The organism is Streptomyces sp. NPDC086766 (genome assembly GCF_044746005.1).
In the GTDB taxonomy this organism is placed as follows: Bacteria; Actinomycetota; Actinomycetes; order Streptomycetales; family Streptomycetaceae; genus Streptomyces.
Genome location: NZ_JBIVBI010000007.1, coordinates 332,186 through 351,889 on the forward strand (window position 1 = coordinate 332,186; position 19,704 = coordinate 351,889).

General features: G+C 73.0%; 17 protein-coding genes. 10 read left to right on the forward strand and 7 right to left on the reverse strand.

Features of this window, described 5'->3' with window-relative positions; translation table 11 throughout:
• Positions 1–134 precede the first annotated feature (134 nt).
• Together ACIPM1_RS16765 and ACIPM1_RS16770 are read left to right on the forward strand one after the other, a co-directional pair.
• Positions 135–755 (forward strand): L-threonylcarbamoyladenylate synthase, encoded by a 621-nt coding sequence (locus tag ACIPM1_RS16765; RefSeq protein ID WP_356193542.1) that lies wholly within the window; start codon positions 135–137, stop codon positions 753–755.
• Positions 756–901: 146 nt separating this feature from the next.
• On the forward strand, positions 902–2,095 hold the full coding sequence (locus tag ACIPM1_RS16770) for a glycoside hydrolase family 64 protein (RefSeq protein WP_402434781.1): 1,194 nt from the start codon (positions 902–904) through the stop codon (positions 2,093–2,095).
• 55 nt (positions 2,096–2,150) lie between these two features.
• On the opposite strand, the gene ACIPM1_RS16775 is transcribed toward ACIPM1_RS16770, so the two are convergent.
• A complete protein-coding gene (locus ACIPM1_RS16775) occupies positions 2,151–4,289 on the reverse strand; it encodes a M4 family metallopeptidase (protein WP_402434784.1) in 2,139 nt (712 codons plus the stop codon).
• Between the two features lie 342 nt (positions 4,290–4,631).
• Here ACIPM1_RS16775 and ACIPM1_RS16780 point away from each other — a divergent pair, with 342 nt between their 5' ends.
• The gene (locus ACIPM1_RS16780; RefSeq protein WP_402434787.1) at positions 4,632–6,134 is read left to right on the forward strand and encodes a metallophosphoesterase family protein; all 1,503 of its coding nucleotides are present in this window, start codon (positions 4,632–4,634) and stop codon (positions 6,132–6,134) included.
• 178 nt (positions 6,135–6,312) lie between these two features.
• A complete protein-coding gene (locus ACIPM1_RS16785; RefSeq protein ID WP_402434790.1) occupies positions 6,313–6,936 on the forward strand; it encodes a DNA polymerase ligase N-terminal domain-containing protein in 624 nt (207 codons plus the stop codon).
• Between the two features lie 69 nt (positions 6,937–7,005).
• On the opposite strand, the gene ACIPM1_RS16790 is transcribed toward ACIPM1_RS16785, so the two are convergent.
• The 3 genes from ACIPM1_RS16790 to ACIPM1_RS16800 are packed head-to-tail and all read right to left on the reverse strand — an operon-like array spanning position 7,006 to position 10,243.
• On the reverse strand, positions 7,006–9,339 hold the full coding sequence (locus tag ACIPM1_RS16790) for a SpoIIE family protein phosphatase (RefSeq protein WP_402434793.1): 2,334 nt from the start codon (positions 9,337–9,339) through the stop codon (positions 7,006–7,008).
• Between the two features lie 59 nt (positions 9,340–9,398).
• Entirely contained in the window at positions 9,399–9,866 is a 468-nt protein-coding gene (locus tag ACIPM1_RS16795) for a peroxiredoxin (protein ID WP_402434796.1), read from the reverse strand.
• Positions 9,863–10,243 (reverse strand): DoxX family protein, encoded by a 381-nt coding sequence (locus ACIPM1_RS16800; RefSeq protein WP_402434798.1) that lies wholly within the window; start codon positions 10,241–10,243, stop codon positions 9,863–9,865. Before ACIPM1_RS16800 ends, ACIPM1_RS16795 begins: the two co-directional genes overlap by 4 nt.
• A gap of 218 nt (positions 10,244–10,461) precedes the next feature.
• Between ACIPM1_RS16800 and ACIPM1_RS16805 the strand changes: the two genes are divergently transcribed.
• Positions 10,462–11,460 carry an ATP-dependent DNA ligase gene (locus ACIPM1_RS16805; protein ID WP_402434801.1) on the forward strand — a complete coding sequence of 333 codons (999 nt, stop codon included), beginning with the start codon at positions 10,462–10,464 and terminating at the stop codon, positions 11,458–11,460.
• A gap of 122 nt (positions 11,461–11,582) precedes the next feature.
• Positions 11,583–12,518, forward strand: a complete 936-nt coding sequence (hemC, locus tag ACIPM1_RS16810) for a hydroxymethylbilane synthase (RefSeq protein ID WP_402434804.1) — start codon at positions 11,583–11,585, stop codon at positions 12,516–12,518.
• A 68-nt stretch (positions 12,519–12,586) separates the two neighbouring features.
• Here hemC and ACIPM1_RS16815 read toward each other — a convergent pair whose 3' ends face one another.
• Positions 12,587–13,117, reverse strand: coding sequence for a hypothetical protein (locus ACIPM1_RS16815; protein ID WP_356193565.1), 531 nt, complete (start codon positions 13,115–13,117; stop codon positions 12,587–12,589).
• Positions 13,118–13,896: 779 nt separating this feature from the next.
• On the opposite strand from ACIPM1_RS16815, the gene ACIPM1_RS16820 reads away from it, so the two are divergent.
• Together ACIPM1_RS16820 and ACIPM1_RS16825 are read left to right on the forward strand one after the other, a co-directional pair.
• Complete coding sequence (locus ACIPM1_RS16820; RefSeq protein ID WP_402434807.1) at positions 13,897–14,700, forward strand: RNA polymerase sigma factor SigF; 804 nt, start codon at positions 13,897–13,899, stop codon at positions 14,698–14,700.
• Between the two features lie 132 nt (positions 14,701–14,832).
• Positions 14,833–15,639: a VOC family protein gene (locus ACIPM1_RS16825; protein ID WP_402434810.1), complete on the forward strand. Its 807-nt coding sequence runs from the start codon at positions 14,833–14,835 to the stop codon at positions 15,637–15,639.
• A gap of 92 nt (positions 15,640–15,731) precedes the next feature.
• On the opposite strand, the gene glgX is transcribed toward ACIPM1_RS16825, so the two are convergent.
• Together glgX and ACIPM1_RS16835 are read right to left on the reverse strand one after the other, a co-directional pair.
• Positions 15,732–17,888, reverse strand: a complete 2,157-nt coding sequence (glgX, locus tag ACIPM1_RS16830) for a glycogen debranching protein GlgX (protein WP_402434813.1) — start codon at positions 17,886–17,888, stop codon at positions 15,732–15,734.
• Positions 17,885–18,397, reverse strand: coding sequence for a pep a2 (locus ACIPM1_RS16835; RefSeq protein WP_402434816.1), 513 nt, complete (start codon positions 18,395–18,397; stop codon positions 17,885–17,887). The genes glgX and ACIPM1_RS16835 overlap by 4 nt, the downstream gene beginning before the upstream one ends.
• A gap of 315 nt (positions 18,398–18,712) precedes the next feature.
• Here ACIPM1_RS16835 and ACIPM1_RS16840 point away from each other — a divergent pair, with 315 nt between their 5' ends.
• A complete protein-coding gene (locus ACIPM1_RS16840) occupies positions 18,713–19,015 on the forward strand; it encodes a DUF5133 domain-containing protein (protein WP_356193577.1) in 303 nt (100 codons plus the stop codon).
• A gap of 116 nt (positions 19,016–19,131) precedes the next feature.
• Positions 19,132–19,704, forward strand: a 573-nt coding sequence (locus tag ACIPM1_RS16845) for a maltotransferase domain-containing protein (RefSeq protein ID WP_402434819.1), incomplete at its 3' end; no start/stop codon positions are given.

Genomic DNA, 19,704 nt, shown 5'->3' on the forward strand with positions numbered 1-19,704 from the left:
GGCCTGGCCGAAGGGCGTTCCGGGCCCGGTGCGCCCCGCGGAACGGGCGCCGCGGCGCCTGCCGCGGTGGGCGCGGGGGCCGCTCGGCACCCCTCCTGCGCGGCAACCGCCGCCGTACGGCATAAGCTCGGTGAATGGCGAAGTACTTCGACGTGCACCCCGACAATCCCCAGCCCCGGGCCATCGGCCAAGTGGCCGACAGCGTGCGGGAGGGGGCGCTGATCGCGTACCCGACCGACTCCTGTTACGCCCTCGGCTGCCGCCTGGGCAGCCGGGACGGCATCGAGCGGATCCGCGCGATCCGCCACCTGGACGACCGTCACCACTTCACCTTGGTGTGCCAGGACTTCGCGCAGCTCGGCCAGTTCGTCCGGATCGACAACGACGTCTTCCGCGCCATCAAGGCGTGCACCCCCGGCAGTTACACCTTCATCCTGCCCGCGACCCGGGAGGTGCCGCGCAAGATGCTGCACCCGAAGAAGAAGACGGTCGGGGTGCGCATCCCCGACCACGTCGTCACGCAGGCCCTGCTCGCCGAACTCGGGGAGCCGCTGCTGTCGAGCACGCTGCTGCTGCCGGACGAGGAGGAGCCGATGACCCAGGGCTGGGAGATCAAGGACCGGCTCGACCATGTGCTGGACGCGGTGGTCGACTGCGGCGAGTGCGGCACCGAGCCGACCACCGTCGTCGACTTCTCCGGTGGCGAGGCCGAGATCGTACGGCGGGGCGCGGGCGACACCTCGCTGTTCGAGTAGGAGCCCGCCCGCACCACGGACTCGAGCGGAGCCCGCGCGCACCGCCGCGCCCTCCATTGACATGTGCGCGTCCTGCCGGGACGCTGAGAGCGCTCTCACTTCAGGTACGGACCACGTCCGTACCCCAACCCCCACGGAGGTGGAGCGTGCTCAACGGACTCAAGACTCGGGCGGCGAGCGGGACGGCCGTGCTGCTCGGCGCCCTGGCGGGACTCGCGGCGCCGGCCCCGGCGGACGCCGCGGTGCCCGCCACGATCCCCCTGACGATCACCAACAGCTCCGGCCGCGGCGACCCGCTCTTCCTCTACGACCTCGGCACGTCCCTGACGACGGGTCAGCAGGGCTGGGCGGACGAGGGCGGCGCGTTCCACGCGTGGCCGGCCGGCCAGAACCCGCCGACTCCCGCTCCCGACGCGTCGATCCCGGGACCTGCCGCCGGGCAGTCCAAGACCATCCACATCCCCAGGTTCTCCGGCCGGATCTACTTCTCCTACGGGCAGAAGCTCGTGTTCCGACTGACGACCGGCGGTCTGGTGCAGCCGGCCGTGCAGAATCCGAGCGACCCCAACCGCGACATCCTCTTCAACTGGTCCGAGTACACGCTCGACGACTCCGGGCTGTGGCTCAACAGCACCCAGGTCGACATGTTCTCCGCGCCGTACGCGGTGGGCGTCCGGCGCGCCGACGGAACCACCGTGACCACCGGCCACCTGAAGGCGGGCGGCTACCACGCCGTGTTCGACTCCCTGCGCGCGCAGGACGGCGGCTGGGGCGGCCTGGTCCAGACGCGCTCCGACGGCACGGTGCTGCGCGCGCTGTCCCCGGGACACGGCCTGGAGACCGGAGCCCTGCCGGCCGGGGTGATGGACGACTACGTCGACCGCGTCTGGCAGAAGTACGCCGGCACCACCCTCACCGTCACCCCCTTCGCCGACCGGCCGGACACGCGCTACTTCGGGCGGGTCTCGGGCGACGTCATGAACTTCACCGACGGCTCCGGCGCCGTCGTCACCAGCTTCCACAAGCCCGACGCCGACAGCGTCTTCGGCTGCCACAAGCTGCTGGACGCACCGAACGACGCGGTGCGCGGCCCGATCTCGCGCACCCTGTGCGCGGGCTTCAACCGCTCCACGCTCCTGGTGAACCCGAACCAGCCGGACGGCTCGGCCGCGGAGTTCTACCAGGACGCGGTGACCAACCACTACGCCCGCCTCATCCACGGGCAGATGGCCGACGGGAAGGCCTACGCGTTCGCCTTCGACGACGTCGGCGACCAGGAGTCGCTGGTCCACGACGGCGCCCCGCAGCAGGCGTATCTGACCCTCGATCCGCTGAGCTGACACGCGAAGGTCCCGCACCCGGACGGCTTCCGGGTGCGGGACCTCAGTGCGTCGATCAGCTGGTCGTCAGGGCGGTGTCGTCCACGACGAAGCTGGTCTGCAGGGAGGAGTCCTCGACTCCGTTGAACTTCAGCGTGACCGTCGAGCCCGCCATCGAGGACAGGTCGAAGGACTTCTGGACGTAGCCGGTGGCCGCGTTCAGGTTCGAGTAGGTGGCCAGGGTGGTCGAACCGGCGGTCACCGTCAGCTTGTCGTACTGGCTGCTGGTGGTGGTCTCCGCGGTGTCGACGTGCAGGTAGAAGGTGAGCGTCGCCTTGCAGCCCGCGGGGATCGTCACCGACTGGGACACGGAGTCGGTGTGCGAGGAGCCGTAGCCGTCGAGCCAGGCCTTGTAGGAGCCGCTGTGGGCGGCCTCACCGGTGTCGGTGGTGATGACACCGCTGGTCGACGTCCAGCCGGTGGCGCCGGACTCGAAGCCCGGGTTGCTGAGCAGCTGGGTGCTGGTGCAGGTGCCGCCTCCACCGCCCGGCGGGGTGATGTGGCTGCCGACGTTGATGCCGGCGAAGGCGTTGCCCACCCCCGCGTACTGGGTGGAGCTGGTGCCGTAGAGCGCGGCGGCCGCGTTGAGCGCGGCGGTGCGGGCTCCGGCGTAGTTGGTGCTCGACGTCATGTACGTCGTCAGCGCCTTGTACCAGATCTGCAGGGCGGCGGCACGGCCGATCCCGGTGACGGCGACGCCGTCCGAGGTCGGGCTGTTGTAGGTGACGCCGTTGATGGTCTTGGTGCCGCTGCCCTCGGAGAGCAGGTAGAACATGTGGTTCGCCGGACCCGAGGAGTTGTGCACGTCCAGGTTGCCGACACCGGAGTACCAGCTGTCGGCGGAGGAGCCGTCCTTGCTGGGCTTGTCCATGTAGCGCAACGGGGTGCCGTTGCCGTTGATGTCGATCTTCTCGCCGATGAGGTAGTCGCCGACGTCGGTGCTGTTGTTGGCGTAGAACTCCACGCCGGTGCCGAAGATGTCGGAGGTGGCCTCGTTCAGGCCGCCGGACTCACCGGAGTAGGTGAGGCCCGCGGTGTTGGAGGTGACGCCGTGGCTCATCTCGTGGCCGGCCACGTCCAGCGAGGTCAGCGGGTCGGCGTTGTTCGAGCCGTCGCCGTAGGTCATGCAGAAGCAGGTGTCGTCCCAGAACGCGTTGACGTACGCGTTGCCGTAGTGGACCCGCGAGTACGCGGCCACGCCGTCGTTGCGGATGCCGCTGCGGCCGAAGGTGTTCTTGTAGAAGTCCCAGGTGACCGCCGCGCCGTAGTGCGCGTCCGCGCCCGCGGTCGCCGCGTTCGACGTGGTCCCGTCGCCCCAGGTGTCGGTGGACTGCGAGAACAGCGTGCCGGTGCCCGAGGTGCCGTGGTTCAGGTTGTACGTCTTGTGGCCGCCGCGCGCGCCGTCGTTCAGCGTGTACGTCGAACCCGACAGCGTCGTCGTCAGGTTCACCTGCCCGCTGTAGTGGGTGTTGCCGATACCGGTGTTGACCGCCTGGTACCGGTACAGCTCCTTGCCCGTGGTGGCGTCGGTGACGACGTGCAGCTCGCTGGGCGTGCCGTCGTCCTGGAGACCGCCGACCACCGTCTCCCAGGCGAGCTTCGGGGTGCCGCTGCCGGCCCAGATCACCTTGCGCGCGCCGTCGGTGGCGGGCTTCTTCGCGTCGAGGGCCTCGGCGGCCTTCAGCGCCTTGGACTCCGCGGCGGACTTGGCGACGACGGCCGTGGTGGACGCGACCTTGATGGTGTGCTTGTTGTTGAAGGTCGTGCTCATCGCGCCCTTGGCGACGGAGGCGGGCGGAGTGTGCACGACGAGGTCGCCGCCGAGGACCGGGAGGCCCGCGTAGGTGCGCTCGTAACGGGTGTGCAGGGTGCCGTCGTTGTCCTTGACGACGTCACGGACGACCAGCTTCTCCTTGGCACCGAGACCGAGGGTGCGCGCGGTGGCCGCGGTCTTGCCCTCGGCGCTCTGCATGAGCGCCGCGTGCTGGGCGGGGCTGAGCTTGGCCTCCAGGCCTCCGGTGCGGAGCGGGCTGGCGTGCGGGCCGGCGGCGGGCTGGGCAGCCGCGGGGAACGACTGGATTCCGACGGCGAGGAAGGCGGCGGTGGAGACCAGTGCGGCTCCGACCGTGACCCGTCTGTGGGGAAGACGTCTCACTCATACTCCTACTGCTGCGGCCGCTGGGGAAGCGGCCGATGACAGACCGGACAGACGGATGTGCCGTCCGGGAAGAGCTCTGCTGTGCGGGGACGTGACCACGTGGGACACCTCTCGGGACCACGTGCGGACGGAGAATTTCAGCCTTGACCCGCGCATGTCAGCCAGGCCACGAGCATTCGAGGGTTTTCCCTATGCCCCCGGCCAACCACGCAGGGTGCCCTCGCCGTGGGCGTATGACCTGGTTCGACGGCTCGTCAACTCCCCTGCGACGTCGCCGTCGTGCGCCGTGTGCCGCCCCGCGGGCAGTTCGGTGAGGGGCTGGTTGTTACGGTGCTCCGCGTGGCTGAATCCTCGCGCGACACCGTCGAAGGCGCCGGCTGGGGAACCGCCGAGCGCGGTACCTACCGGCAACTGATGCCCCCCAAGGTGCAGAAGCTCTCGTGGCTGGATCCGCGGACGCTGTGGGCGGCGCGCAACGGGGTGCTCGCGTCCTGGTTCGGGGACCCCACCGGCCGCACCCGCGGGCGCTGGGTGGCGCAGCGGGAGGCGGCCGGGGCGCCCGCGGACAAGGTGATCCGGCGGGACGATCCGGACCGCTTCTCCTTCATGGTCCTCGGGGACACCGGCGAGGGCGACGAGCCCCAGTACGCCGTGGTGCCCGGGTTCCTGGAGACGGCACGGGGCACCGCGTTCTCCGTCATCGCCAGCGACGTGATCTACCCGGTCGGCAGCACGGACGACTACGGCACGAAGTTCTTCCGCCCGTACCGGGACTACCGGGCACCGATCTACGCGGTCCCCGGCAACCACGACTGGTACGAGGGTCTCGGCGGCTTCATGCGCGTGTTCTGCGGCGACGCCCCGCCCCTGCCGCCGGAGCCGGCGCCCCGCCCGCTGAGCCGTGCCTGGTGGCGGGCGCTGCTGTGGCACCGGCCGCGCCCGGCGGACGGGCAACGGCTGCGAGCGGCAGAGGAGTTGCGTGCCGCTCCGGCCCAGCAGGCCGTCCAGCCGGGGCCGTACTGGGCGATCGACGCCGGGCCGGTGCGGATCATCGGCATCGACACCGGACTGCTCGGCACCCTCGACGCCGAGCAGGGCGCCTGGCTGCGCGAGGTGGCGCGCGGGCCGCGTCCGAAGGTCCTCGTCACCGGCTCGCCCCTGTACGTGGACGGCGAGCACCACCCATGCGCCATCGAGGACGGCGGCACCGTCGACGACGTCGTCCGCGACCCGGCCCACCGCTTCGTGGCGGCGATAGGCGGGGACATCCACAACTACCAGCGCTACCCGGTGGACGTGGACGGCCGGACCATCCAGTACGTCGTCTCCGGCGGCGGCGGTGCGTTCATGCACGCCACCCACACCATCCCGCGCGTGTCCGTCGCGAACGTCACCGAGCGGGACTTCCGCTGCTACCCGCTGCGCGGCGACTCGCTCGCCTTCTACAGCAGGCTCTACGGCCGCCGGCTGCGGCTGCCCCGCTTCTTCGCGCTCACCGAGGCCGAGGCGACGGCCGTCGTCGCCGAGCGGCTCGGCGTGCCGCCCGTGCGCACCCAGGGCCCGCCGCCCCGGATCACGCGGCGGATCCGCCTGGTCGCGAGCCTCCTGGGCGCCGGGCGCCGCCCGGACCGCGCCGCCCGGCTGCGCCTGCCGGTGCGCAAGATCTACACCCGGGTCTTCTCCCCCGGTTCGGCCACCTACAGCCCGCCGTTCTTCAAGTCCTTCCTGCGCCTGGACGTGACCCCCGAGGCGGTCCGGCTGCGCTGCTTCGCGGCGACCGGCAACCGCGCCCAGGAGGCCGACCCGCCGGTCGAGGACGAGGTGACGATCCCCCTGGGCTGATCTTCCGGGCCGACCTCGGGCGGGGTACTCGTAACGGCCGTACCGGTCGGCCCGGCGCCATACCGGTCGGCGGGTCCCCCGTCGGCGGGTCCCCGGTCCGTGTGGGACGCGTCGCCCCGGGTACCCGGGGCCCGGTCGGGTGCCGCGGACGCGTGCGGCGTGTGGGAAGGAGGCTCGTGTGGGCGGCGACGAGCGGCTGCGGGAGTACCGCGGCAAGCGCGACTTCACCCGGACCCGGGAACCGTCGGGCCAGGAGTCGGCCGGCGGCCCGGAGCCCCGGTTCGTGGTGCAGATCCACGACGCGCGCCGGATGCACTTCGACTTCCGGTTGCAGGTCGACGACGTGCTGAAGTCCTGGTCGGTCCCCAAGGGCCCCTCCGACGACCCGCACGACAAGCGCCTCGCCGTGCCCACGGAGGACCATCCGCTGGAGTACGAGGACTTCGAGGGCGTGATCGCGAAGGGCGAGTACGGCGGCGGCACCGTGATCGTCTGGGACCGCGGGACGTACGAGCCGCTGAGCCACGACCGGAAGGGACGTCCCGTGGACTTCGCGACGTCGCTTGAGCGCGGGCACGCCACGTTCCGGCTGCACGGCTCCAAGCTCCGGGGCGAGTACGCCCTCACCCGCTTCCGCGGCGGCCGGGACGGCGGCGAGGAGGAGGCGTGGCTGCTGGTGCGGAAGAGCGGCGGGCGGGCGAAGGGACACGGCACCCCCGATCCGCGCCGGGCGCGTTCGGTCCGCACCGGCCGCACGCTCGCCCAGGTGGCCGCCGAGGACGGTCAGGGCCCTTCTTCCTGATCCGGCCGGCTCCGGGCGACGGCGCCTTCCGGGGCGCGACGCAGGACATTCCCGGCCCTCGCGTGCCCGTCAGGGCAGCGGCTGCTCCGCCCAGATCGTCTTGCCGGTGCCCATCGGCCGGCTGCCCCAGCGCCGCGTGAGCTGGGCGACGAGCAGCAGTCCGCGGCCGCCCTCGTCGAAGGCCTGGGCCCGGCGCAGGTGCGGTGAGGTGGAACTGGCGTCGGACACCTCGCAGATGAGCGCCCGGTCGCGGATCAGCCTTAGCTGGATGGGGGGTTCGCCGTACCGGATGGCGTTGGTGACCAGTTCGCTGACGACCAGTTCGGTGACGAACGCGATCTCCTCGAGCCCCCACGCCGCCAGTTGCTCGATGGCGGCCTGCCGGGCCGCGCCCACCTGGGCGGGGTCCGGTGCGACGTCCCAGGCCGCGACGCGGTCCGCGCCCAGCGCGCGGGTGCGGGCCAGCAGCAGCGCCACGTCGTCGTCGGCCTGTTCGGGCAGCACGGACTTCAGCACGCTGTCGCAGACTGTCTCAAGGGAGGCCTCGGGCGCGCTCAGGGCCCGGCACAGCGCGGCGGTGCCGCGGTCGACGTCCTGGTCCTGGCCCTCCAGCAGTCCGTCGGTGTAGAGGGCGATCAGGGAGCCCGGCGGCAACGGGAACTCGGTCGCCTCGAAGGGGAACCCGCCGACCCCGAGGGGCGGCCCCACGGTCATGTCGACCAGCCGGGCCGGACCGTCGGGGGGCACGACGGCCGGCGGCAGATGGCCGGCGGCGGCCACGCTGAGGCAGCACGAGACGGGGTCGTAGACCGCGTACAGGCAGGTAGCTCCCAACTCCGGTACTTCCTCTCCACTGTGACTGGGTGTCAGGTGGGTGACCAGATCGTCGAGATGGGTGAGGAGTTCGTCCGGCGGCAGGTCCACGTCGGCCAGGGTCCGCACCGCCGTGCGCAGCCGCCCCATGGTGGCCGAGGACCGGATGCCGTGTCCGACGACGTCCCCGACGACCAGGGCGACCCGGCTGCCGGCGAGCGGGATCACGTCGAACCAGTCCCCGCCGACGCCCGCCAGCGACCCGGACGGCAGATAGCGGTGGGCCACCTCGACGGCCGCCTGGCCGCGCGGCCGGCGCGGCAGCAGGCTGCGCTGCAGGGCCAGCGCGGTCTCGCGCTCCCGGGCGAAGCGGCGGGCGTTGTCCACGCACACGGCGGACCGGCTGGCCAGTTCCTCGGCGAGGGCCGCGTCGTCGCCGGCGTACGGGGTGGGATGGGCGGCGCGGACGAAGACCGCGACACCCAGCGTGGTGCCGCGGGCGCGCATCGGCACCGCGAGCATGGAGTGCGCGCCCCGGCGGTGGAGGCTTCCCGCCGGGGCCTTCACATTGCGGTCCTCGGCCCATCGCTCGAAGTCCGGTTCGCCCGCCCGGCTGAGCACGGCCCGGCCCAGGCCGAGGGCGCGGGCGGGCGGCGAGAAGGAGGGGTAGACGTCCCGCGCGCCCAGCGCGACGGAGGCTTCCGGCGTGTGCTCGAACACCGAGCCGTGCGCCACCCGGCGCAGCACCACGTCGCCCGCCGGGCCCGGGGGCGGCTCCTCCGTGCCCAGCACCCAGTCGAGGAGGTCCACGGCCACGAAGTCGGCGAACCGGGGTACCGCGAGCTCCACCAGCTCCTCGGCGGTGCGGGTGACGTCCAGGGTGGTGCCGATGGCGGTCGCCGCCTCGTTCAGCAGGGCGAGCCGCCGGCGGGCCCAGTGCTCCTGGCTGCTGTCGAACGCCGCCATGGCCACCGCGACCACCTCGGCGCGGTGATCGCGCACCGGCCACATCTCGATGGTCCAGGCGTGCTCGCGGCCCTCGGAGGGCGCCCGGCCGTAGGTCTCGTAGCGCACGGGGTTCCCCGTGTCCGCCACCTGGCGCAGCTTCTGGGCGACGCCCCGGACGGGCTCGTCGTCCGGCAGGGTGTCCAGGACCCGCCGGCCGACCAGGTCGCCCGCCCGGGCGCCGAGCACCTCGCAGGCCACCTCGTTCGCGTGCAGATAGCGCAGGTGGGTGTCGAACGTGCACAGCACGACCGGCGCCTGCTCGAACACGCGGCCGGAGAGCGTGGGCTCCGACGCCGCCGGCAGCCCGGCGGTGAGGACATAGGCCTCGGGGTCGCCCTCCGGGCCCAGGACGGGCGCGGCCGTGAGGCCGAGGGGAACGAGGTGCCCGTCGCGGTGGCGCACCACGACGGTGCCGGTCAGCGCCCGCGGCACGGCCGCGGGCAGCTCCCCGGCCAGCAGGTCGACCGCCGCACGGCCCACTGCCTCCTCGGCCGGGTATCCGGTCAGGCGCCGGGCGCCCTCGGTCCAGGCCGTGACGATGCCCCGGGCGTCGACGATCGCCGCGGCGGCGACATGCTCCATACGCCCCAGGATGATCCCTGAACGGCACCCCCTCAACCGCGCGACGGTGACGGGTCCGCTCAGCCGCGGTGCGCGCGCAGGGCCGCCAGGGCCCGGTCGGCGTGGGTGTTCATGCGCAGCTCGCTCCGGACGACCTCGAGAACGGTGCGGTCCCGCGCGATCACGAAGGTGACCCGCCGGGTGGGCGCGAGCGAGAAGCCGCGCTGGACACCGAACCGCTCGCGGACCGTGCCGTCCACGTCGGACAGCAGCGGCATCCCGAGACCGTGCCGGCCGGCGAACTCCCGCTGCCGGTCCACGGAGTCGCCGCTGACCCCGATGGGCCGCGCCCCGACGGCGGCGAACTCGGCGGCCAGGTCGCGGAAATGGCACGCCTCGGCGGTGCAGCCGGGGGTGAGGGCGGCGGGGTAGAAGAAGATCACGACGGGCCCCTGAGCGAGCAGCTCCGACAGCGTCCGGACGGTGCCGGTCTCGTCGGGCAGCGCGAAGTCCTCGACCGTGTCGCCGACCTGCGGGCGCCCCGTCACGACCCGCCCTCCGCGTTCCTCGCGACGCCGCGCGCCCACAGCACCAGGGGCACCTGCAGGGGCAGCCGCCCGAGGGCCGCCGCCTTCTGCGGGGTGGGGCGGTGCCGCCAGTCCACGGCCATCTTCACATTGGCGGGGAAGACGCCCACGAAGAAGGCCGCCGCGGCCAGCGCGGCGGTCCGCCGCGTCCGGGGCAGCGCGAGACCGGCGGCCAGCGCCAGCTCGGCGACACCGCTGGCCCGGGTCCACGTGCGGGGCGAGCCCGGCAGGGAGCGCGGCACCAGGGCGTCGAACTGCCGCGGAGAGACGAAGTGGGCGACGCCCGCCGTGGCCAGCAGGCCGGCGAGCAGCAGGGGTGAGCGTTCGGACCGTGACACGGTTCCTCCTCCGATGACCTGCCGCGCGATATTACTCGACGGTAGGGGCCACTGGGCGCGCACCCCGCCCCGCCGGAGCTCGGACCCCGGCCCCGGCCGAGCCCGACCGCCGCCCCGGCGCGCTCCCGATCCGACGGAGCCCGACGAGCGGGGGCCCGATCAGGGGAAACCGCGCCCGCGGGCGCGTGGCGGCCCCCCGGCCCGTCGAGAACTGAGCCGTGACCCTGCCGCTGATCCCGCCCATGCTCGCCACGCCCGGCACCCTGCCGCCCGCCGCGCAGGACGCGCGCTGGGCGTACGAGACGAAGCAGGACGGCCAGCGCGCGGTGGCCTACCTGCCCGGCGACGGCAGCCTGATCCTGCGGGCCCGCTCCGGCGAGGACATCACCGCCGCCTATCCCGAGCTGCTCGCGCTCGGCGGCGCCCTCGGCGGCACACCCGCGGTCCTGGACGGCGAGATCCTGGCGCTGGACGCTCAGGGGCGGGCGGACTTCCAGCTCCTGCAGGGCCGCATGGGCCTGGCCCACGCCCCGGCGCGCGCGGCCCGCAGGGCCGCGCAGGTCCCCGTCCATCTGGTGCTGTTCGACGTGATGCACCTGGGCGGGCGCTCCCTGGTGCCGCTCGCGTACACGCGGCGGCGGGCGCGGCTGGAGGAACTCGGGCTGGAGGGGCCGTACTGGTCGACGCCCGCGGCCGTCGTCGGCCACGGCGCGCGGGCGCTGGCCGCCACCCGAGAGCACGGCCTGGAGGGCCTGGTCTGCAAGCGGCTGGACTCGGTGTACGAGCCCGGGGTCCGCTCCCGGGCCTGGATCAAGATCCGCAACATGCGCAGTGAGGACGTCCTCGTGGGCGGCTGGCTGCCGGGCAGGGGACGGCTGACGGGCCTGCCGGGCGCGCTGCTGGTCGGCCAGCGCGCGGCCGGGCGGCTGCGCTACGTCGGCAGCGTGGGCACCGGCTGGAGCGAGGCGGAGCGGGCCGCACTGGCCGGGCTGCTGCGGGCCCTGGCGACCGACGTGTGCCCCTTCGACCCGCGGCCGGCGGTCTCCGGGGCGCACTGGGTGCTGCCCCGGCTGGTCGGAGAGGTCCGCTACAGCGTCCGCACCCGGGCCGGGATGCTGCGCCAGCCGTCCTGGCTGCGGCTGCGTCCCGACCTCGCGCCCGAGGATGCGGCGGCGGACCTGCCGACCTGGACGGACGGTGCCGGCAACCGCGGTTGACGCCGCGTCAACTCGCGCGGAACGCCTCCCCCGGGGACGCACACGCGCCGCGCCCGCCGTCCCGGGGCTCGGATGCGGGTTACGGCCCCGGACGGCCCCGGCGACGGTCTATCGTGTCCCGCATGTCCGTTCCCGAACTCATCCGGATCGTCTCCCGCGACTCGCCCATGGCTCTCGCCCAAGTGGGGCGTGTCCGTGCCGAGTTGAGCGCCGCGCACCCGGGCGTGCGCACCGAGGTCGTGCCGGTGCGCACCACCGGCGACAAGTGGCTGGGCGACCTGTCCAGGGTCGAGGGAAAGGGTGCCTTCACCAAGGAGGTCGACGCGGCGCTGCTGGCGGGTGAGGCGGACCTGGCGGTGCACTGCCTCAAGGACGTGCCCGCCGACCGGCCGCTGCCGGCGGGCACGACGTTCGCCGCCTTCCTGAAGCGGGACGACATCCGCGACGCCCTCGTGCATCCCGGCGGGCTGACCCTCGACGAGCTCCCGGCCGCCACCAGGATCGGCACCTCCTCGGTGCGCCGGGTCGCCCAGCTGGCCTCGACCCATCCGCGGCTGCGGTGCGTGCCGTTCCGGGGCAACGCCAACCGCCGGCTGGAGAAGCTGGCCGCGGGCGAGGCGGACGCCCTGCTGCTCGCCGTGTCCGGCCTGGAGCGCATCGGCCGGCAGGACGTGGTCAGCGAGGTCCTCTCCCCCGAGGCGATGATGCCGCCGATCGGCGCGGGCGTGCTCGCGCTGCAGTGCCGCGAGGGGGACACCGAGCTCATCGAGGCGGTCGGCGCACTCGGCGACCGCGCCACCTACCGCGCCGCCACCGCGGAGCGCATGTTCCTGCACGTCCTGCAGGGCCACTGCAACAGCCCGATCGCGGGCTACGCGCAGGTCGACCGCGGCGGTGAACTCTCCCTGCGGGCCTGCGTGTTCACACCGGACGGCAAGACACGGCTGAACGCGCACGAGTGGGCGGGCCCACTGGACGCGGCCACGCTCGGCACCTCGGTCGCCGTGGCCCTGCTACGTCAGGGCGCCCGGGAGATCATCGACGGCATCGCGCACTGACGTGCGGGCCCGGGCGCGACCGCCCGGGCGCCACGCGGGCCGGCCGCGCGGCACGCGCGCGGGCGCCGTCAGCCGGTGGCGCCCGGCTCCGCCTGGTCGCGCAGGAAGTTGCTCACCTGGTGCGCCAGCCCGCCCGGTCCGCAGGCGGCGGGTGCGCCGGCCTGGACGGCCTCCTCGTGCACGCCGATGCCGCCGGCCCACAGCCGGCGGTCGGCCCACTCCTCGTCGACCCGCAGCTGGATCTGCACGTCCACCTGGGACAGGGCGGCCTCGGGTCCGGCGGCGTACAGCACCGCGGTGGCCCGGCGCAGCGGATAGACGTCGTAGCCCTCGATGAACTGCGAGTTGCGCCAGTCGACGAAGGCGCCCTCTCCGTCGGGGCCGATGCGCACGTCGATCTGCCCGTCCTCCAGGTGGATGCCGAAGGTCCGGTCGCCGCGGTTCTCGACAGTGACCCGGAGGCGGAAGTACGTCAGTCCCTCGGCGGCGTCGTCGCGTCCGCGCGGCGGCTCGGCCTGCTCCAGGCGGTGGACGCGGACCCGCAGACCGGCATGCCCGTCGTACTCCTGCCAGTCCCCGACCACGTTCGGCTCGTACACAGTGCACCTTTCGACTTCCAGAAGCAGCTTCCTATCTGTGCGTCCGAGCCACTGTCAAATGCGCGGAAAGCGCTGTGGCCAGGGAATTCGCCCGCATTGATCGACGATCAAGCCGTGCGCAGGAAGAATCCGCTCCGGGGCGCCCGTGGCGGCCGCCGGAGGCGTGCCGCACATCACGTCCGCCGGCGCCCGGGACGGGTCGGCCGACCGGTTCCGCCGACGGGCCGGACGCGGGGCCGCCGCACGTCGTGATCGCCCGGCGCGCCCTGGCGGACGGTGCCGTCCGCGCACGCCCTGCCGGTGATTCCAAGGAAGATCGTGAGGCACATCGCGGATTGCGCGACCGCGCCGTACGATATGCAGGCGATGTACGGGAGACCGTCGGCGGGAACGACCCGGACCGGGTGAAGACCTGACCGGAGATCAGCGGCCCCGGGGAGCACACCCGCGACGCCCGTACGCGGCTCGGCGCAGGTCACAGCGGGACTCCGCACGGGAGTCCAGCGAAATGCGCCGGAGTAATTGAAATACGCAGCATTGTCGGCGTGATTCCACGACAGAGAATTGCGCGACCCCTGTTCGACAATTCAGAATCATCCGGTCGCACACCGTCACCGCATTCCCGAAACCGTTTCGAATTCGCCGGAATCGGGAATCCCCCTTTCAGTGCTTCGGACAGGAGGCACGTCCGTGGGAGCCGGCTCACCGGGCCCCGGTGCCTCTCCGCCCGGGCCGAGCCGCGTCTCCCGTGATGTCCCTGCTGAGGGAGGCGCAGCGCCATGCGTACCACCGGCAGCACGAAAACCCATCCGCACGACGACGCTCCCGACACCGCCGAGGACTTCGAACGGCTCGCGCGGCTGCCCGACGGGCCGGACCGCAAGGCCCTCAGGGACGAGCTGGTCCACCTGTGGCTGCCGATGGCCGAGCGGATCGCCGTCCGGTTCCGCGGCCGCGGGGAGGCCCTGGAGGATCTGTACCAGGTGGCCGCGCTCGGCCTGGTCAAGGCCGTCGACCACTACGATCCGGCGCGCGGCTACGCGTTCGAGGCGTACGCCGTGCCGACCATCACCGGCGAGATCAAGCGGCACTTCCGCGACCACATGTGGACCCTGCACGTCCCGCGCCGGGTCCAGGACCTGCGCAACCGCGTCCGGCGGGCCGTGAAGGAGCTGGCCCAGACGACACCGGGCCGGGCGCCGACCGTGGCCGAGATCGCCGAGCACGCGCAGCTGAGCGTCGACGACGTGCGCACCGGCATGGAGGCCCTGGACTGCTTCGCCGCGCTGTCCCTGGAGGCGGAGGTCCCCGGCACCGAGGGCTACGCGCTCGGCGACGCGTTGGGCGAGGCCGACGCGCGCTACGACCTCGTGGTGGACCGGGTCGCCGTGCGGCCCTGTCTGGAGGCGCTCCCGGAGCGCGAGCGGACCATCCTCTACCTGAGGTTCTTCCGGGGCATGACGCAGAGCCGCATCGCCCAGCAGCTCGGCATCTCGCAGATGCACGTCTCGCGTCTGCTGAGCGGCTGCTTCGCCCAACTGCGTGAGGAACTGCTGACCGAGACCGTGAGCGAGAGCGGCTGATCACCAGGGCCGCGAGGACCGTGGACGCCGTTTCGGAGCGGCCGAGCGGGTACTCGGCAGGCGCCCCGCAAGGGCCGGCCGGACACTGGTGGGAGACCGGTGGCCCGCCGGTCGACGAGACCAGGACGTGCGATGAACGACGAAGCGACACCCTCCGCCCCCACGGACGTCGTGGACACCCACTCGGTGTGCGGCGCCCCCTGCTGGGTCAGTCTGACCAGCCGCGATCTGGAGGTCACGGAGGACTTCTACGGGGCGGTGCTGGGCTGGGAGTGGCGCTCGGCGAAGCTCGGTGACCGCTTCCGGATCGCGCTGGCGGACGGGGCGCCCGTCGCCGGGATAGCGGCCGTGGCCACGATGTGGCAGATGGCGGTCGCCTGGACCCCGTACTTCGCGGTGCCCAGCGCCGACGACGCGGTGTCGCGGGTGCAGGAGCGCGGAGGGACGGCCGCGGTCGGCCCGATCTCCTTCCCGCCGGGACGCGCCGCCCTGCTGGCGGACCGGGACGGTGCGACCTTCGGGATCTGGGAGGGCGACCTGTTCACCGACTGGGAGACCTGGCGCAAGGCCTCGCCCGCCTTCATCCGGCTGCACACGCGCGACGCGTTCGACTCCGCCATCTTCTACGGCGAGGTCCTGGACTGGGCCTCGGCGCGGCCCGGCTGCTGCGAGGTCCGCTACGAGGGCGACGAGGTGGTGCTGCGCAGCCACGGCGAGGTGGTGGCGCGGATCGAGTCCGGGGCGCTGGAGGCGGCCCCCGACCCGACGATCCGCCCGCACTGGCAGATCCACTTCAAGGTGGCCGACGTGGCCGCCTGTGTCCGGGCGGCGGAGAAGCACGGCGGCAGCGTGCTGCGGGAGGGGGCCGACGAGGCGGTGCTGCGCGACCCGGACGGCGCACAGTTCACGGTGACGTCGCGCCGCGAGCGCGAGCGCTGAGACACCGGCCGGCCGGCGAACGGACGGGCGGAAGGGCGAACGCGGCAGTGCCGGTGCCCGCCCGCTCGGGGCCGGGCACCGGCACTGCCGCGTCAGCGGCGGGTGGCGTGGGGCGCCGCGGGCGGCCGGGTCAGCAGCACCAGGCTGCGGGACTCCAGCCGGAGGTGGCCGCCCGGCTTGTGCTCCGCCTCGTCCGGCGGGCCCTGCGGCTCGGCGGTGTCGATGAGCGTCGTCCAGCGGTCGCCGTAGGCGGACCCCGGCAGGCGGAAGTCGACCGGCTCCCAGAATCCGTTGAGCAGCAGCAGGAACGAGTCGTCGACCACGGGCCGGCCCTTCGGGTCGGGTTCGGCGATCGCGTCCCCGTTGAGGAACACGGTGACCGAGTGCGCGTCGGGGCGCTGCCAGTCCTCCTCGGCCATCTTCCGTCCGTCCGGCCGCAGCCACACCAGGTCGGGCAGCCGCCGGCCGCTCCGGGCGGGCGCCTCGCCCTGGAAGAAGCGGCGGCGGCGCAGCACGGGGTGGGCGGCGCGCAGGCCGATCACCCGGCGGGTGAAGTCGGCGAGCTCGCGCTGCTCCTCGGTCAGGTGCCAGTCCACCCAGGACAGTTCGTCGTCCTGGCAGTAGGCGTTGTTGTTTCCCCCCTGGGTGCGGCCGAGTTCGTCGCCGTGGCAGAGCATCGGGATGCCCTGCGACAGCATGAGGGTGGCCAGGAAGTTGCGCTGCTGACGGGCGCGCAGGTCCAGGACGGCCGGGTCGTCGGTGTCCCCCTCCACCCCGCAGTTCCAGGACCGGTTGTCGCTCTCGCCGTCCCGGTTCCCCTCGCCGTTGGCCTCGTTGTGCTTGTCGTTGTACGACACGAGGTCGCGCAGGGTGAACCCGTCGTGGGCGGTGACGAAGTTGACGCTGGCGCGCGGGCGGCGCCGGTTGTGCGCGTACAGGTCCGCCGAACCGGTCAGCCGGGAGGCGAAGTCGCCGAGCGTGTGGTCCTCCCCGCGCCAGAAGTCCCGCACCGCGTCCCGGTAGAGGCCGTTCCACTCCGACCACAGCGGCGGGAAGTTGCCGACCTGGTAGCCGCCCTCGCCGACGTCCCACGGCTCGGCGATCAGCTTCACCCGGCTGATCACCGGGTCCTGCTGGATCAGGTCGAAGAACGCCGACAGCCGGTCCACCTCGTGGAACTGCCGGGCCAGGGTGGCCGCGAGGTCGAAGCGGAAACCGTCGACGTGCATCTCGGTGACCCAGTACCGCAGCGAGTCCATGATCAGCTGGAGTACGTAGGGGTGCCGCATCAGCAGGCTGTTGCCGGTGCCGGTGGTGTCGTAGTAGTGGGCCCAGTCGCCGTCGACCAGGCGGTAGTACGAGGCGTTGTCGATGCCCCGGAAGGACAGCGTCGGGCCCTTCTCGTTGCCCTCGGCGGTGTGGTTGTAGACCACGTCCAGGATGACCTCGAGCCCGGCCGCGTGCAGCGCCTTGACCATGGTCTTGAACTCGGCGACCTGCTGCCCGCGGGTGCCGTGGGCGGCGTAGTCGTTGTGCGGCGCGAAGAAGCCGATGGTGTTGTAGCCCCAGTAGTTGGCCAGGCCGCGGCCCTGCAGCACCCCGTCGTGCACGAACTGGTGGACCGGCATCAGCTCGACGGCCGTGACCCCCAGGGAGGTGAGGTGCTCGATCACCGCGGGGTGGCCCAGCCCCGCGTAGGTGCCGCGCAGTTCGGGCGGGACCTCGGGGTGGGTGCGGGTCAGGCCCCGGACGTGGGCCTCGTAGATCACGGTCTCCGCGTACGAGCGTCTCGGGGGGCGGTCGTCGCCCCAGTCGAAGGCCGGGTCGGTGACCACGCCGAGCATGGTGTGCCCGGCGCTGTCGGCGGGGTCCGGACCGTGCGCGGCGCGCTCGTAGAGCGAGGCGTGGTCGTCGATCTGCCCGTCCACCGCCCTGGCGTAGGGGTCGAGGAGCAGCTTCTTCGGGTTGCACCGGTGGCCGGCGGCCGGGTGCCACGGGCCGTGCACCCGGTAGCCGTAGCGCTGGCCCGGCCCGATGCCGGGCAGGTAGCCGTGCCACACGAAGCCGTCGGCCTCCGCCAGCGGCACCTCGCGATGGGCGCCGCTGGCGTCCACGAGGACGAGTCCGACGTGTTCGGCGACCTCGCTGAACAGGGCGAAGTTGGTGCCTTCCCCGTCGTACGCGGCGCCCAGCGGATAGGGGTACCCGCTCCACACGGGCACCCCTTTCCGGCGCGGGCGCGCGGTCACCGGGCAGCCTCCAGGAAGCCCTCCGGCACACTCGCCGGGGAGGCGAGTGCGGCGACCGGCAGTTCGCGGGGCGGCTGCAGGCCCTCGCGCAGGCTCGGGGCCGGCGGCTTGGGGACCAGCGGGGCGCGCACACCGGCGCGGGCGCGCTGCGAGAACCAGATCACCTTGCTGCCGGTCTGGGAGGCGCAGCAGCCCCAGCCGTCGCTCGTGGCCGCGATCCGGGCCAGGCAGGCGCGCAGGTCCTGGTCGGGACGCAGGTCGTGGTTGTTCTCCGCCACGGCGGTGATCAGGTGCTGTCCGGTCCACCACATCTCGATGGACGTGTGCTTGTCCCTCGCGTGTTCGTCGATGGCCTTCAGCAGCAGCTCGGCGCCGCCGCAGACGGGCTCGACGAGGTCCTCCAGATCCCAGAACCGGAGGTGGGCGGCCAGGATGCGCCTGACCTGCCCGACGCGTTCCGGACTGACTTCCACGTCGAGGTGGTAGTAGCAGGGCACTGCGGTCTTCATCGTCGTTGGCTCCTCACCGGCGAGGCTCGCGCTCCCTCCCGCCCTACGCGGGCCCGGCCCCGAAAGCGGAGCGTGAGCACTGATTGCCTCTGAGTCATCTCCACCCTGAACGCGCTACGCCATTCGTGCAACACGAGCAGGTCGGAGCGGGTCGACGCGCTGGTTGAAGATCCAACAGGACGCTGGGTCGTTGAACGTGCACCATGAGTGAAAGTCTCGAGCGCCGTAAACGGGACCGTGCCTCTGCGTGCGCGGTCTCCGCCCCGACCGTCGGGGAGACGTGCCCATCGAGCGCTCCGAAAGGTGAACGGCGCCATGCTGCTACCCGCCAAAGCCGAAGTAGCCCGGCATCTGCGGCACTACCGGGCGTGGGAACGCGCGATGCTCGCATCGCCCGACGACCGCAACGTGCGGGCCACCTTCGAGGATTCGGGCTACACCCTGTGCGTGCTGATGGGGAAGCGCTGCGCACGGGAGGCCGCGGACGCCGCGGAGCGGTACCTGCGCACCAGCCTCGTGGTCTACCTGCGCGAGCAGGGCGGCCGCCCGCACGTGGGCGCGGTCGCGGGACGCAGCCGCCGGAAGGCGAAGGGCCGGCCGTCTCCCGCCGGGAGATAGCGCCCCGGGCGGGAGCCGGGCCTCCCCGGGGAAGTCGGGGCTCCCGCCCTCGGCATCAGAACCGCAGTTCCCGGCCGGGCGAGAGCCCGGCCTCAAGCACGATGGAGGTGACACCCATGAGTTCGACTCCGGTCATCGGCCGCATTCCGGTGCGGGACGTCCGTCCGGCCGTGGAGTGCGGCAGGCGCCCGGCCAAGGCGGTCGTGGGCGAGACGTTCCAGGTCACCGCCACCGTGTTCCGGGAAGGCCACGACGCCGTGGCGGCGAACGTCGTGCTGACGGATCCTCAGGGCCGCCCGGGCCCCTGGACCCCGATGCGCGAGCTGGCGCCCGGCAGCGACCGCTGGGGCGCGCAGGTGACGCCCGGAGCGGCGGGGCGCTGGACGTACCACGTGGAGGCCTGGGGCGACGCGATCGCCACCTGGCGGCACACCGCGTGCGTCAAGGTCCCGGCCGGCCTGGACGCCGGGCTGGTCCTGGAGGAGGGCGTCGAACTCCTCACCAGGGCCGCGGCCGGGGCACCCGAAGGGCCGGAGCGCGAGACCCTGCGCGCGGCGGCGGAGGTCATGTGCGACGACTCGCTGCCGGTCATGACCCGGCTGTCGGCGGGGCTGACGCCGGAGGTGGACGCGGTGCTGGCCCGGTATCCGCTGCGGGAGCTGGTCACCGTCTCCGACACCCGCGAGCTG